9 protein-coding genes are annotated in these 14,550 nt (G+C 66.6%); 5 read left to right on the forward strand and 4 right to left on the reverse strand.

Annotated features, from left to right (window positions below; all coding sequences use genetic code 11):
• The first annotated feature begins 43 nt into the window (after window positions 1-43).
• From KY499_RS08175 to KY499_RS08190, 4 genes are all read left to right on the forward strand, one after another.
• A complete protein-coding gene (locus tag KY499_RS08175) occupies window positions 44-970 on the forward strand; it encodes an SDR family oxidoreductase (protein WP_219886779.1) in 927 nt (308 codons plus the stop codon).
• A 131-nt stretch (window positions 971-1,101) separates the two neighbouring features.
• Complete coding sequence (locus KY499_RS08180; RefSeq protein ID WP_123254850.1) at window positions 1,102-1,524, forward strand: DUF1622 domain-containing protein; 423 nt, start codon at window positions 1,102-1,104, stop codon at window positions 1,522-1,524.
• A gap of 103 nt (window positions 1,525-1,627) precedes the next feature.
• Window positions 1,628-2,305, forward strand: coding sequence for a YqjF family protein (locus tag KY499_RS08185; protein WP_219886956.1), 678 nt, complete (start codon window positions 1,628-1,630; stop codon window positions 2,303-2,305).
• Between the two features lie 228 nt (window positions 2,306-2,533).
• Complete coding sequence (locus KY499_RS08190; RefSeq protein ID WP_258191030.1) at window positions 2,534-4,228, forward strand: HNH endonuclease signature motif containing protein; 1,695 nt, start codon at window positions 2,534-2,536, stop codon at window positions 4,226-4,228.
• 387 nt (window positions 4,229-4,615) lie between these two features.
• Here the strand turns inward: KY499_RS08190 and KY499_RS08195 are convergent, their stop codons facing one another.
• The 3 genes from KY499_RS08195 to KY499_RS08205 all read right to left on the reverse strand — a co-directional run bounded on the left by KY499_RS08195 (window position 4,616) and on the right by KY499_RS08205 (window position 9,292).
• Entirely contained in the window at window positions 4,616-6,010 is a 1,395-nt protein-coding gene (locus KY499_RS08195; RefSeq protein WP_123254853.1) for an OFA family MFS transporter, read from the reverse strand.
• Window positions 6,011-6,166: 156 nt separating this feature from the next.
• Window positions 6,167-8,635 carry a Tex family protein gene (locus tag KY499_RS08200; RefSeq protein WP_219886781.1) on the reverse strand — a complete coding sequence of 823 codons (2,469 nt, stop codon included), beginning with the start codon at window positions 8,633-8,635 and terminating at the stop codon, window positions 6,167-6,169.
• Window positions 8,636-8,695: 60 nt separating this feature from the next.
• The gene (locus KY499_RS08205; RefSeq protein WP_123254854.1) at window positions 8,696-9,292 is read right to left on the reverse strand and encodes a heme-binding protein; all 597 of its coding nucleotides are present in this window, start codon (window positions 9,290-9,292) and stop codon (window positions 8,696-8,698) included.
• 126 nt (window positions 9,293-9,418) lie between these two features.
• Between KY499_RS08205 and KY499_RS08210 the strand changes: the two genes are divergently transcribed.
• Window positions 9,419-13,042: a bifunctional RecB family nuclease/DEAD/DEAH box helicase gene (locus KY499_RS08210; protein WP_219886782.1), complete on the forward strand. Its 3,624-nt coding sequence runs from the start codon at window positions 9,419-9,421 to the stop codon at window positions 13,040-13,042.
• 153 nt (window positions 13,043-13,195) lie between these two features.
• Here KY499_RS08210 and KY499_RS08215 read toward each other — a convergent pair whose 3' ends face one another.
• Window positions 13,196-14,266, reverse strand: a complete 1,071-nt coding sequence (locus tag KY499_RS08215) for an alkene reductase (protein ID WP_219886783.1) — start codon at window positions 14,264-14,266, stop codon at window positions 13,196-13,198.
• Between the last annotated feature and the right edge of the window lie 284 nt (window positions 14,267-14,550).

Below are 14,550 nucleotides of genomic sequence, written 5' to 3' on the forward strand. Positions count from 1 at the left end.
GGCCCGTCACAACGGCAGGGATGAACACTGGCAGACTGTTCGCATGACTGTACTTATGGCCGGTTGCGGCGATCTCGGCACGGAGACGGGGCTGCACTTCGCGGCAGCGGGGCACAGGGTTGTGGGGTGGCGGCGCTCGCCGGACAAGATCCCGCCCGGGATCGAGGGCGTCGGTGTTGACTTGAGCAGCGGTGAACTGCCGCCCCTCCCGGCGGAAACGACCGCCGTCGTCGTCTCTCTGGCCGCAGACACCCCCACAGAGGAGGCCTACCGGGCTGCCTACGTGGACGGGCTGGGACACGTGCTCGACGCCGTTGACGCCGCCCGCGCTGCCGGCGCGGGCGCACCGGACCGCATCGTCTTTGTCTCCTCCACCGCTGTCTACGGCGACGCCGGTGGCGGCTGGGTTGATGAAAACACGACGCCGGACCCCGGCGGTTTTTCCGGCCGCATCATGCTCGAGGCAGAGAACCTGCTTGCCAGCAGGCTGCGCGGCACCGGCATCACACCGGTGGTCCTCCGGCTCGGCGGCATTTACGGTCCGGGCCGGACCCGGCTCATTGACCAGGTCCGCGGCGGAAACGCCGTGGTGCCGGCGGAATCCCGCTTCACCAACCGCATCCACCGGGATGACGCCGCCGCGGCGATCGTGCACCTGTGCACGATGGACGAGGAACCCGGGCCGCTCTACCTGGGTGTGGACAACGACCCCGCCGAACTCGGCGACGTCCTGCGCTTCCTGGCCACCGAGATGGGACTCCCGCTGCCCGCGCCCGAGGAGCCGTCGCGGGGCGAGGCGTCGGGCGATGGGCCGTCGCGGGGCGAACCGTCGCGAAGTGAGCCGTCGCGCGGCGGGAACAAGCGGTGCAGCAACTCACGCCTCCTCGGGACCGGCTTCACGTTCCACTACCCCACCTTCCGTGAGGGTTACCAGGCGCTCCTGGCCGGCATCGGCGTTCGGCACCCCTGACCAGGGCGTCGGACGCCGTACGGCGCCCCCGCGCCGCACGGGGCCCGCGCCGCGCACGGCGGGCGACCATGCGAGCAACCAGGCGGGCGACCATGCGAGCAACCAGGCGGGCGACCAGCTGAAAGGAAATCATGGATTTTCAAGGCACGATTGAGACCGTCGGCACCTACGTGGACGTTGCCGGTGTGGCCGTTATGGTGTTCGGCGCCGTCGTCTCGATTCCCCTGGCCCTGCGCGGATTCCAGCTCCGCGGCCGGCCGCCGGGATCGGGTCCGCTCTCCGTTTACCGGTCCTACCGGCAATTGCTCGGCCGCTCCATCCTGCTGGGACTCGAGTTCCTCGTCGCGGCGGACATTATCCGCACCGTAGCCATCACCCCGACTTTCGAAAGCGTGGGTGTGCTGGGGGTCATCGTGCTGATTCGTACCTTCCTGAGCTTCTCGCTGGAATTGGAAATCACCGGACGCTGGCCGTGGCAAAAAGAACCTGCTGAGGGGCCTGACGGTTCGTCCGATAGCGGAAAGTCCTTTTCCGGTGTTGGCGGCGCTGGCTAAGCTCATGCCATGACCGAGACGCCAGCTTCACCTGCCGCAAAGACTGAGCCGCGTGGGCTCTGATCCGTGGCCTGTCCCCCCGGAGCTACCGGCCCCCGTCATCATGGGCCAGCAGTGGACCGACGCCGTCTTCCTCCACTGGCGCATCCCGGAGCCCGTCGCAGCGGCCTTTATGCCCCCAGGCGTGGTCCCTGATACTTTCGATGGCGCCGCGTGGGTAGGGCTGATCGGATTCCGGATGAAGGGCGCGGGGCTGGGACGCGGACCGGGGATACCGTATTTCGGCAGCTTCAATGAAATTAACGTCCGGCTGTACTCGCGTGAACCCGACGGGACACGCGGCGTGGTCTTTCTCACCCTGGATGCAGGCCGGCTGGCCGTCGTCCTAACTGCCCGGACCGCCGGCATTCCTTATGTCTGGTCGCAGGACCGCTTCCGTGCTTCCAACCCTGCCGATCCGTCCACCGGGTACTCCGTACGCAGGTTTGGCGGCGGCGCGCGGAGCGACTTCGCCGTGACCCCGGCGTTCGACGACCCCGCCACCGATGAACTTTCCGTTCATCTCACCGCACGGTTTGGGCTGCACACGCGTTTTCGCGACAAGACGCTGTATGTGCCCAACACCCACACGCCGTGGCTGCTGTACCGGGCGAAGGTGACAACTCTGGAAGATCAACTGATCGCGGCCGCCGGCATCGAGGTGGCCGGCCCCCCGGATTCTGTGCTCTTCTCCCCCGGCGTGTTTACCCGGTTTGGCCGGCCACGGGCGCTGCAGGCCTGAGCAGCGGGTTGCCTGGCCACCGTCAGGTTTTCGGACGCACACTAAATTGTCGTACCCCTCTGGCAAAGTAAAACCATGGAGGCCACCGGCTGGTTCACACAGAAGGACCCGGATCAGGTCGGCCCGGACACGGGCTGCCCGGGTCAGTGCGGTCCGGGTCAGAGCGGTCCAGATCAGAGCGGTCCAGATCAGAAGCATCAAGCGGAGACTGGCCGGTCTGGTTCCCGAATGCTGGATGCCATCTGCGCCGATCTCGGGGCGTTTTGCAACGCGGCCGCGTCGGACGCGGACATATATTCCTTCCGGGAAGCGGCGGACTTTGCCGGGCGTATCGAGGAGATCTCCCGGACTCTCGACTACCTTCAGCTGGTGGCTGCGAAAGCAGTAGACCGAACCCGCCGGCAGGCCAGCCTCCGCCCAGCGTCGGGCACGGGCGGCAGCAGTGACTCGTGGACCACGGGTTGGCGTGAACTCCCAGCAACTGGACCGGACGGCGCTGGAATTCTCCGGACGGCACCGTCGGCAAGCCCCGCACCGGATCCGCCTGAAACAACCGCTGATGACGGCTACCGAAACACCGTCGAGTTCCTCCGTGGACGGCTAAGGATTTCCGCCGCTGAGGCGCGCCGCAGGCTGGCCCTGTCGGAGGACCTGCTTCCCCGCGCCATCATCGCCGGGCAATTCCTGCCCGTGCGGTGTGAAAAACTCGGAGCAGCCGTGGCTGCGGCCAAGGTATCTTCGCGGAACGCAAGCATCGTCACCGTCGCCTTGGAACGGGTCCGGGGCATTGCAGACCCCGGGTCACTGACCCGGATGGAACACGCACTGACCCGCACAGCAGAGGAAAGCGATCCCGACTTCCTCACCAGGGTTGCCCGGCGCTGGACAGATGCAATCGATCAAGATGGTGCGGAGCCTTCCGAGGAGCTACTCAGGCGTCTGCAGGGTGCTTTCATTCGCAAGCCCCGTCACGGGCTCCACCATATGGAAATCTTCGCCACCCCGGATCAGTTCGAACACCTTGTCACCGTCATGAACACGGCCGCCAATCCCCGTATCCAGGGCGATGCGGCGTCATCCCACACTGGCGATTGCGATGGTGGTGGCGGTGGCAGCGTCGGAAGCACGGCCACCGGCGGCGGCAACCAACAAATGCCGACCTTCGCTGGCGGACCGGAGAGCCGCAACGACGGTGATGACGACGCGGTGGAACTCGACCGCCGTTCCCGTCCGCAGAAGCTCCTGGATGGCCTGGTTGGTGCCTGCAAGGTGGCCCTCACAAGTGGAATGCTGCCCGCCACAGGAGGGCTCCGCCCCCAGGTGATGGTCACCATCGACTACCGTGACCTGCTGTCGCGGCTCCTGACGGCGGGCACCCCCGCAGGGACGGGTGATGGGTCCGCGGAGCCATGGGGCAGCCCGGCGGCGTCGAGCCCCAAGGCAGCCGTAATTCGTACGGAAGGAGACGGAGACCGGCTGGAACACACCGGCTCGCTGCTGTTCGGCGGCCCGGTCAACGCCGCTACGGTCCGCAAGCTTGCCTGCGACGCGGACATCATTCCGGTAGTTCTTGGCGGCGAAGGCCGGATCCTGGACATCGGCCGGACCTCACGAATATTTCCGCCCCATATCCGGAAGGCCATCGCCACCCGTGACCAGGGCTGCGCTTTCCCCGGCTGCACGATCCCTGCACCGTGGTGCGAAGCCCATCACATCAGCTATTGGTCCCGCGGCGGCAGTACCGGTACGGACAACGGGACGTTGCTCTGCAGCTACCATCACCATCTGACCCACAAGGAGCAGTGGGCCATCCACGTCCGTGACGGAATCCCTTGGTTCATCCCGCCCCCGCACATAGACCCGCAGCAGAGACCGCGTCGCAATAGCTTCTTCCGGCCGCCAACACTGATGCCGGCGTCGTAAGCGGCGCGGGGCCAGGTAGATACCTCCATGGCGGACTCCATGACCCTCGCGCCGGCGTGCATGCCTTCTTTGGGACCTACGGCGCCCAATCCGGAGACGGGATTTTCGAAGTGACCAGGGCCGAGGCGCAGCCCAGATCAGCGCGGCCACAAGGCTTTCCTTACAGAAGATCAGCACCGATGCCGACTGACACCTCCGAGTCGACGATTGCCCATGAACACCGCAGGACCGGCCACAACTATGGCCGGTCCTGCGGTGTTCATGGGCGCCTCAGCTGCGGCTAGTCAGCCAAACAGCGCCGCCACGCGGGTCAGGGTCTGGAACACTCCGTAAGCGAGCGGCACCCCGACGAGGGTCCAGGCGATGGCTACTTTTCCGGTATTCATCTCATGCCTCCATAGCGGGTTCGGCGGATCGGGTGGCTTCCTGGCGCGGTTGGTGGAAGCGCGCATCCACGGGCTTGATCATCAGGTTGGCGATGAAGCCGACGATCAACAAGCCCACCATCGTCAGCAGCGCGGGCTGGTAGGACACCGCCGTGAGCTGGCCCGGCTTGCCCTGGGCGTCCAGGAAAGCGTTGACGATCAGTGGACCGGCAATGCCGGCAGCGGACCAGGCGGTCAGGAGCCTGCCGTGGATGGCGCCGACCTGGAACGTCCCGAACAGGTCGCGCAGGTAGGCCGGGACGGTGGCGAAGCCGCCACCGTAGAAGGAAATGATGACAAAGGCCAGCAGCACGTACAGCGCGGTTGTGGTGGACCCGGCGAGGGCCAGAACGGTGTAGAGCACCGCGCCGACGCCCAGGTAAACCATGTAGATGCGCTTGCGGCCGGTGATATCGGAGGTGGAGGACCAGACGAAGCGTCCGGCCATATTGCCGATCGACAGCAGTCCCACGAAGCCCGCGGCGACGGCGGCGCTGACGAGCGAGACGCCGTCGGACTGGCGGAAGAAGTCCTGGATCATCGGAGCGGCCTGTTCCAGGATGCCGATGCCGGCGGTAACGTTGCAGAACAACACGATCCAGACCAGCCAGAACTGCTTGGTCTTGATGGCGTTCTTGGCGGAAACATTGTCAGTGGTCACGAGCACGGACTTCTTGACCTTCGAGGGGTCGAAGCCAGCCGGCTTCCAGCCATCGGCCGGCACCTTAATGGTGAACGCACCGAACATCATGTAGGCCAGGTAGATAACCGCGAGCGTCAGGAAGAGCTTGCCTACGGAGTCGCCGCTGGCCACCCAGCCCTTGACGCCGGAGTTCGGATCGTACATCTTCAGCAGCGCGGTGGACACCGGGCTGGCGATGAGCGCGCCGCCGCCGAAGCCCATGATGGCCATGCCCGTGGCGAGGCCCGGACGGTCCGGGAACCACTTGATCAGTGTGGAGACCGGGGAAATGTAGCCTATGCCCAGGCCGATGCCGCCGATGAACCCGTAGCCCAGGTAGACGAGCCACAGCTGGCTGGTGAAGATTCCGAGAGATCCGATCAGGAAGCCGCTGGCCCAGAACAGGGCCGACGTGAACATCGCCTTGCGCGGACCATTGGTGTCCACCCACGTGCCCATCACTGCCGCGGAAAGTCCCAGCATCACAATCGCGATTGAGAAAATCACGCCGATCTCGGTCAGGCTGGCATCAAAATGCTTGACCAACGCTGTTTTGTACACACTGGTCGCGTAGGCCTGCCCAATGCACAAATGTACGGCGAGCGCGGCTGGCGGCACCAGCCAACGGTTGAACCCGGGTGGGGCGATGGTTCGTTCGCGGTCCAGCCAGCCCATAATTGCTCCCTTGATTGTCGAAGACGTCGGTGTCTCGTCGGCATAGAGGCGAAAGACCCCCATCGGCCGCTTTACCTCCGGCAATTGTGAGGTAGTTTCAGGGAAATGCCACGCCTTTTGCGCCAAGCGGTGGCTACGCGTCGCTAAGCGGTTGACCTACCTTCCCAATCCGGCCTGCCGCAGCGCCTCGGCCATCGCCGTATCGGCCGGCGCCACCTTCGGAGCAGCCTTCGGGGCAGCCTTCGGAGCTGCCTTCGGCCTGGCGTGCGGCGCCGCCGGCGCGGCCACTCGCGGCGCCCCGGCCGCGCGCTCCTGCCGCGGCCTGTCGCGGCGGGAACTTCCACGTTCACCGGAAGGCGCCGGCTCGTCGTCGAGCCTCAAGGTCAGTGATATGCGTTTCCGCTCCGGATCGGCCTCCAGCACCTTGACCCGGACCACCTGTCCGGACTTCACCACTTCTCGCGGGTCCGAGACGAAGCGGTTGGCCAGCGCGGACACGTGTACGAGGCCGTCCTGGTGCACGCCGACGTCGACGAACGCGCCGAACGCCGCCACGTTGGTGACCGTCCCTTCGAGGATCATTCCGGGCTCGAGGTCGGAAATCTTCTCGATGCCCTCCGAAAACGTGGCTGCCGCGAAGGCCGGCCGGGGGTCCCGGCCCGGCTTTTCCAGTTCGGCGATGATGTCCTGCACGGTCGGGAGGCCGAACGCGCCGTCTACGAAGTCCTGCGGGTTCAGCACGGACGCCGGCCCGTTACCGGCGGCTGCCCGGATCCTGCGCGCCACCGGGTACGCCTCCGGGTGGACGCTGGAGGCGTCCAGCGGCTCCGCTCCCCCTGTGATCCGCAGGAAGCCGGCGCACTGTTCAAAGGCCTTGGCACCCAGCCGCGGGACTTTCTTGAGCTCGCTGCGCCTGGCGAAGGGGCCGTGCTCGTTCCGGTACGCGACGATGTTTTCGCTCAGCAGTGGACCGACGCCGGCCACCCGGCTCAGCAGCGCCGGCGAGGCCGTATTCACGTCGACGCCGACCGCGTTGACGCAGTCCTCCACGACAGCATCGAGGCTGCGGTCCAGCTTGGCCGCGGTGACGTCGTGCTGGTACTGCCCTACACCAATCGATTTCGGCTCAATCTTCACCAGCTCCGCGAGCGGGTCCTGCAGGCGCCGGGCAATGGACACCGCCCCGCGCAAGGACACGTCCATGCCGGGCAGTTCCGCGGCGGCCAGCGCCGACGCTGAATAAACCGAGGCGCCGGCCTCTGACACCACAAGCTTCTGCGGCGTGCTTTGTGGTCTGCCTGCGGGTCCGGCCCCCGGGCCCGCCGCGGCGAGCAGCTTGATCAGTTCGGCCGCGAGCTTGTCCGTCTCCCGTGACGCCGTGCCGTTGCCGATGGCCACGAGTTCGACTCCGTGCTGCCGCGCCAGCCGGTCCAGGCTCCGCAGCGCCTCGTCCCATTTCCGGGCGGGTGCATGCGGGTAGACCGTGTCAGTGGCAACGACCTTTCCGGTGCCGTCCACCACCGCGACCTTGACCCCGGTGCGCAGTCCCGGGTCCAGTCCCAGGGTGGCACGGTTCCCGGCCGGGGCGGCCAGCAGCACATCACGCAGGTTGGCCGCGAAGACCCGCACGGCCTCATCTTCGGCGGCGGCGAACATCCGGCTGCGCAGGTCCGCTGTGAGCCGGGCCAGCACCCGCGAGCGCCAGGCCTGCTGGGCGGTTTGGAGCAGCCACGCGTCGGCGGGCCGGCCGCGGTCGGCAACCCCGAGGAACCTGGCCACGGCGGCCTCGTACCGGCCGCGGGTGGCGGTGAGTGCGGCGTCGTCGTCGGGTTGCGCCTCGGTGAGGTCCAGCTCCAGGACCCCGTCCTTTTCGCCGCGCAGCAGCGCGAGGACACGGTGCGAAGGCATGCCGGTCGGCGCCTGGTCGAATGCGAAGTAGTCCTTGAACTTCTGGCCGTCGGCTTCCTTGCCCTTCTTCACCCGGGACACCATCCGGCCCTGGGTCCAGAGCCGCTCCCGCAGCGTAGCGGCGAGGTCGGCGTCCTGCGCCACGCGTTCGATCAGGATCGAACGGGCACCGGCGAGCGCCGCAGCGGAGTCGGTGATCGAATGCTCGGTGTTCAGGTACTTGGCGGCTTCCCTGTCGGGATCCAGCTCCGGCCGCTTCAGCAATACGTCAGCGAGCGGTTCCAGGCCGGCTTCGCGGGCGATCTGCGCCTTCGTCCGGCGCTTGGATTTGAAGGGCAGGTAGATGTCCTCAAGCCGGGATTTCGTGTCCGCGCCGACGACGGCCGCCTGCAGTTCCGGTGTCAGCTGGCCCTGCGCAGCAATTGCTTCCAGCACGGTCCGGCGCCGGTCCTCCAGCTCGCGGAGGTAGCGCAGCCTTTCCTCCAGCTCACGGAGCTGCGTGTCATCCAGGGTCCCGGTCGCTTCCTTGCGGTACCGGGCGATGAAGGGCACGGTGGACCCGGCATCCAGCAGGTCCACGGCCGCTTTAACCTGCCAGCCGGCGACGCCGAGCTCATGGGCGATCTGGGCCGCGATGCCGGATTCCTGCGAGGGCGCGTTCTGGGCGGATCCGCTCTGCGCCGACCGGCTCTGCAAGGGCGCGTTATTGACGGGCATGGTCGGGCGCTGCGGGAGTTGATTCACCCCGCCATTTTGCCTTACCGGCCACGTCGGGGCCTACAGGGTGTCGCCCGCCATCGGATTGCTGACGTCCTGCACGACTTCGTTGCGGCGCAGGAACCACGGCTTGTAGGGCGGGTCGAAGCGGGCATAGCGCGGCGGCCCGAGCGGGGTCAGGCTGGCGTCCCGGATGGCTTCCTCAAGCTCCCGGGTCCGTTGCGCGAAGGCCTCCTCCGTGCTGCGGCCGGAGAACCTCAGGACGGCGGCGGTGGATCCGGGCACGGCCTTGACCGTCACGTCGGGGCTGCTCGGCACCGGTGCGGTGTCCTCGGTCATGTCGGCGGGCAGCACAAACGCGACGACGAACGCGCCGTTCGTCCCGTCTGGTCCTGTGTCCGCGCTTTGGAGCACGGGTGCGGTCATCGCTATTTTCTGCGGCTGTCCCGATTCCTGCAATACCGGCGCGGTCATCGCCAAGGACTGCTGCGCAGCGTTCCCGCCGTTGATGTAGCCGAAGAGCGTACGAAACGCCGCGTTGCCTGCCCGGTCGAAAGAGGATTGGACCTCAACCTCGGCAACGACGTAGGAGGGGTAACGGCGCAGTTCAAAGGCGGGGAACCGCTGGACGACTTCATAGGGCTGCTGTTCAGTCATAGTCATCTGACCCTACGCCGGGCGACTGACGAAGGACAGGGGCCTGCCGCCCCTGTCCCGGGATTGCGCCATGATTGTCCGGGGGCCTTGATAACTTGGCCTAAAGCTGCAATCGACGGGGGAATAGTGTTCTTTCTTGAACCGGAGGTTCCGGGGCACGCACCGGATCTGATCTTCTCCGCGAGCGATCTGGTAGTGGCTGCCGGCTGCGAGTATCAGCTCCTGCGCACCCTCGACGAAAAACTGGGCCGGTCCCCCAAGGCCGCCTTCGAGGAGGACGAGATGCTGGGGCGCGCCGCGACCCTGGGCGACCGTCACGAGCACAAGGTCCTGGACGCTTTTGTGTCCCAGTTCGGAATCTGGGATGCCGGCACCTCCCGCGGCGTGTACGACGTCGTTCCGGCCGGGACCATGGACCGCGCCACCCTGCAAGCCAAACACGAGGAATCGCTCGCGGCCCTCCGCTCGGGCGCCGACGTCGTTTTTCAGGCCGCGTTTTTCGACGGCCGGTTCCACGGGCGTTCGGATTTCCTGGTCCGCCAGTCCGACGGCGGCTACGCCGTGTTCGACACCAAACTGGCCCGCCACGCCAAGGTCACGGCGCTACTGCAACTGGCCGCCTACGCGGACCAACTCCTGAAGGCAGGGATCGCCCCGGACCCCTCGGTGACCCTGGTCCTCGGGGCCACGGTCGCGCTGTCCGGCGGCGGCTTCGATTACCTCCGGAGCCACCACAGCCTCGCGGACATCCTGCCCGTTTTTCGCGAGCGCCGGGACCGTTTCCTCATCCTGACCTCGGCGCACATGGCTCAACCGGACGCGGTCCGCTGGGACGAGCCGGGGATGTCGGCCTGCGGACGCTGCAACTACTGCCAGGAACAGGTCAAAGCCACCGACGATCTGCTCCTGGTCGCACGCATGACCTCCAGCCAGCGCAAGAAGCTCCACGGGCAAGACATCTCCACGGTCAAGGACCTCGCCGGCGCCACCCTCCCGAGAGCCAACGCCTCCCTGCTGCGGTTGCAGGACCAGGCCCGGATGCAAAGCGGCGCCGGCGAAGCAGACGGCGCCGTCCGGTATGTCAAGGACGGCGAAGAGCGCACAATCCGCTACCGGGTCACCGCGGAGAACACCCTGGCCGATCTGCCCCGGCCCAGTCCGGGCGACATCTTCTTCGACTTCGAGGGTGACCCGCTGTGGCAGGAGAGCGCCACCGGCGCCTGGGGCCTCGAGTATCTCTTCGGCGTCGTGGAAAACCCTGACGCCCCGGGCGCCGCGGCCGTGTTCAAGCCGTTCTGGGCGCACAGCCGGGAGGAGGAGAAGCAGGCCTTCCTGGACTTTCTGGCCTATGTGGAGGAACGCCGGCGGGTCTACCCGGACATGCACGTCTTCCACTACGCAGCCTACGAGAAAACGGCGCTTCGAAAACTCTCCGTACTGCACGTTGCCGGCGAGGACACCGTGGACCGGTGGCTGCGCGAGGGCCTGCTCGTGGACCTGTACCAAACCGTCCGAAACAGCCTCCGTATTTCCGAGAATTCGTACAGCATCAAAAAGCTTGAGCCGCTGTACATGGGCACCCACCTGCGCTCCGGCGACGTCAAAGACGCCGGCGCCTCCGTGGTTGCCTACGCACACTATTGCGACGCGCGCGACGACGGCCGGCAGGACGAGGCCGCGGCGGTCCTGGCGGGCATCTCGGACTACAACGAATACGACTGCCTCTCCACCTTGGAACTCAGGAACTGGCTGCTTGGCCTCGCCCGGGAACGGGGCATTACGCCGGGTGGCGGTCAGGCTCGAACTGAGCCAGCTCTCCCTGAACAAAACCAGACCGCGCAGGACGGCGCAGACATAACGCCGGCAGAGCTGGACCTGGCCGCGTTCAGCGGACCGGATCACGGCTTGTCCGAGACGGACCGGAAGGCCGTGGCCATGCTGGCGGCGGCGGTGAGCTACCACCGCCGCGAACGGAAATCCTTCTGGTGGGCCCATTTCGACCGCTGTGAGAACGGGCCGGACACCCATCAGCAGGATCGAAACGTCTTCTTGGTCGAATCCGCGGAAGCGCTGGAGGACTGGTGGAAGGACGGCACGAAACTGCCGGAACGCCGGGTGAAGCTGACAGGCACCATCAGCCCGGGCTCCGACCTGCGCGAGGGCAGCAGCTGGTTCCGCATGTACGGTCCGCCGTTGCCTGGTGGTCTTGAGGGGACCGGGATCGGCGGGTCCGGCCGCAATGGCTGGTTCGGGACGGAGGTCCTGGAACTCGGTCACGAAGACGGCAAAGACATCGTTGTGATTCGGGACAAGCTCCGCCGGGACGTCGACCCGTATGCGCAGCTGCCGATTGCCCTGACCGAGAAGGAGCCGCTGCAGACGAAGAACATCGAAGCGGCGCTGGCGGATCTAGCCGAAGACGTCGCCGCCGGGCTGCGGGCGTCGGCCGCGTCCGGAGCGATCGGCAGCTTCATATTTCCGGGCCATCCCGCCTTGGACCTTATTCGGCGCGTGCCGCCGCGGCTGTTGGGCGGACAGCCCTTACCAGTTCCCGGAGCGGGTCCGGACCGCTTTATAGATGCCATCACGGACGCCGTCGCAGCCCTGGACCGCTCCTACGTGGCTGTCCAGGGCCCGCCAGGCACGGGCAAGACCCATGTGGGCTCGCACGTGATCGCCCGTCTGGTGGCACGGGGGTGGAAAGTCGGCGTCGTCGGGCAGTCCCATGCCGTCGTCGAAAATTTGCTCAGAACGGCGGTGACCAAGGCGGGCGTCGACCCCAGCCGGGTGGCGAAGGAGGTCAAGCACAACGAGCCGCTCCCGTGGAGCCAGCGGTCGGCGCGGGACGTCGCCCGCTTGCTCGGCACGGCTGGTGGTGCGCTGGTGGGCGGAACGGCCTGGACCATGACAGGTGCCTCGGTTCCGGCCGGGTCGCTGGACCTGCTGGTGATCGACGAAGCCGGACAGTTTTCCCTGGCCAACACGCTGGCCGTTGCCCGGGCCAGCAGCCGCCTCCTGATGCTGGGCGATCCGCAGCAACTGCCGCAGGTCAGCCAGGCCTCACATCCGGAGCCGGTAGACGAGTCAGCGCTGGGCTGGATCTCCGCTGGCCACGACACGCTTCCTGCAGAACTGGGATACTTCCTCGCCGACTCGTGGCGGATGACGACCGACCTATGTGCGGCCGTGTCCCAGCTCTCCTATGAGGGAAAGCTGAACTCCGCTCCCGCGGCGGATCTGCGGCGGCTTGAGGGTGTTCCGGCCGGGATCGAAACGGTGCTGGTCGAGCACCAGGGCAACAGCACATCTTCCCCCGAGGAAGCCGCCGAGGCGGTCCGGCAGGTACGGCGGCACGTGGGACTTCGCTGGCACGACGCCGGCACCAGCCGGCTGCTGGAAGCCACCGACATCCTTGTCGTCGCGGCCTACAACGCCCAGGTCAACCTGATCCGCGAGGCGCTCGACGGCGCCGGCCTGTCCGGGGTGAGGGTGGGAACCGTGGACAAGTTCCAGGGCCAGGAAGCGCCCGTGGTGATGGTGTCCATGGCCTGCTCAGCCGTGGCCGAAGCCCCCCGGGGCATGGAGTTCCTGCTTTCGCGCAACCGGATCAACGTCGCAGTGTCCCGGGGCCAGTGGCGCGCTGTGATTATCCGGGCCCCGGAGCTCACCAACTACCTCCCGCTGCACCCCGAAGGCCTCGGGCAACTTGGCGCCTTCATCGGCCTGTGCCAGCGGTCGACCGCAACCTGACCCTGGGGACATGCTCATTCTTGGGCCCGCCCCCTTCGAACCCGCCAAGGGACATGCTCATTCTTAAACGCGGACAGTGGGCAGAATGGTGTTCTGCCCACTGTTCGCCGCCGCCGCGGGACATGTCCAGCCGTGCGGTGCTGCCGCTGAAACTTAGTTCTGGTAAGCCGGGTAGTCGGTGTAGCCTTCGGCGCCTTCGCTGTAGAACGTGGCCTGGTCCGGCTCGTTTACGGGAAGACCTTCACGCCAGCGGCGGACGAGGTCCGGGTTCGCGATGGCGGGGCGACCGACGACGACGGCGTCAGCATGCCCGTCGGCTACGAGCGAACTGGCTTCCTCGGGCGTGGTGATGGAACTGAAGCCGGTGTTCAGCAGGAACTTCCCGCCGAAGCGCGACCGCAGGTCCTGAACCAGCCCACCCGTCGGCTCCTTGTGCAGGACGCTCAGGTAGGCCAGCTTCAGCGGAGCCAAGGTATCAACCAGGTGGCCATACGTCGCACGGACGTCAGCGGCATCCTGCTCAAGGGCGCCCTGGATGTTGTGCTCCGGGGAGATGCGGATGCCTACCCGGTCGGCGCCAATCGCGGCCACGACGGCTTCAGTCACTTCGATGACGAAGCGTGCGCGGTTCTCCGGCGATCCGCCGTAGACGTCGTCGCGCTGGTTGGAAGCCGGCGACAGGAATTCGTGGAGCAGGTAGCCGTTGGCGGAGTGCAGTTCGACGCCGTCGAACCCTGCGCCGATGGCGTTGCGCGACGCCGTGACGAACTCCTCGACGACGCCGGGCAGCTCATCGGCGGTGAGGGCGTGCGGAACGGGCAGCGTCTTCTTGCCCTCGTAAGTTCGGGTTTCGCCGTCGATAGCGATGGCACTCGGTGCGACCACCTCGTAGCCGCCGGTCGTGGCCTCATGGGTGACCCGGCCCGCGTGCATGACCTGGGCGAAGATCCGGCCGCCTTCAGCGTGCACGGCAGAAGTGACCTTGGCCCAGCCGCCGAACTGCTCCTCAGTGACCAGCCCGGGCTGTCCCGGGAATCCGCGGCCGGCGTGGCTCGGAAAGGTACCTTCACTGACAATCAGTCCGAGCGAGGCGCGCTGGCGGTAGTACTCGACCACGAGGGGGCCCGGGATGCCCTCTTTGCCGGAGCGGACGCGGGTCAGCGGCGCCATTACGAGGCGGTTGTTCAGTTCAAGCTCGCCGAGGTTCATTGGGGAAAACAGCATGTGCAGTTCCTTTCACAGTGGATTGGCTCTGTAGGCGATAACTGTGGAGCGCATGCAACTATTCCGGAAGAGACTCAGAACACACGGTGGCGATATTCAGGGAAGCGGAGCCGGTCAGGGAAGCGGCGCGGCTCCCGGGCAGCCCTGTCCACGAGGGTTTTCAAGGCAGGTGTCCGCGTAGTTGCGGGTGACTGACCGCCAGACGCTGACGGTTTGCGGTGGTGCGTTGAAGACGCCCTGGCCCGGAATGGGCAGTGGCGGGCCACCGTTCACGGAGTAAGTGC

The sequence above is a fragment of the Arthrobacter sp. PAMC25284 genome (genome assembly GCF_019443425.1).
Taxonomy (GTDB): domain Bacteria; phylum Actinomycetota; class Actinomycetes; order Actinomycetales; family Micrococcaceae; genus Arthrobacter; species Arthrobacter oryzae_A.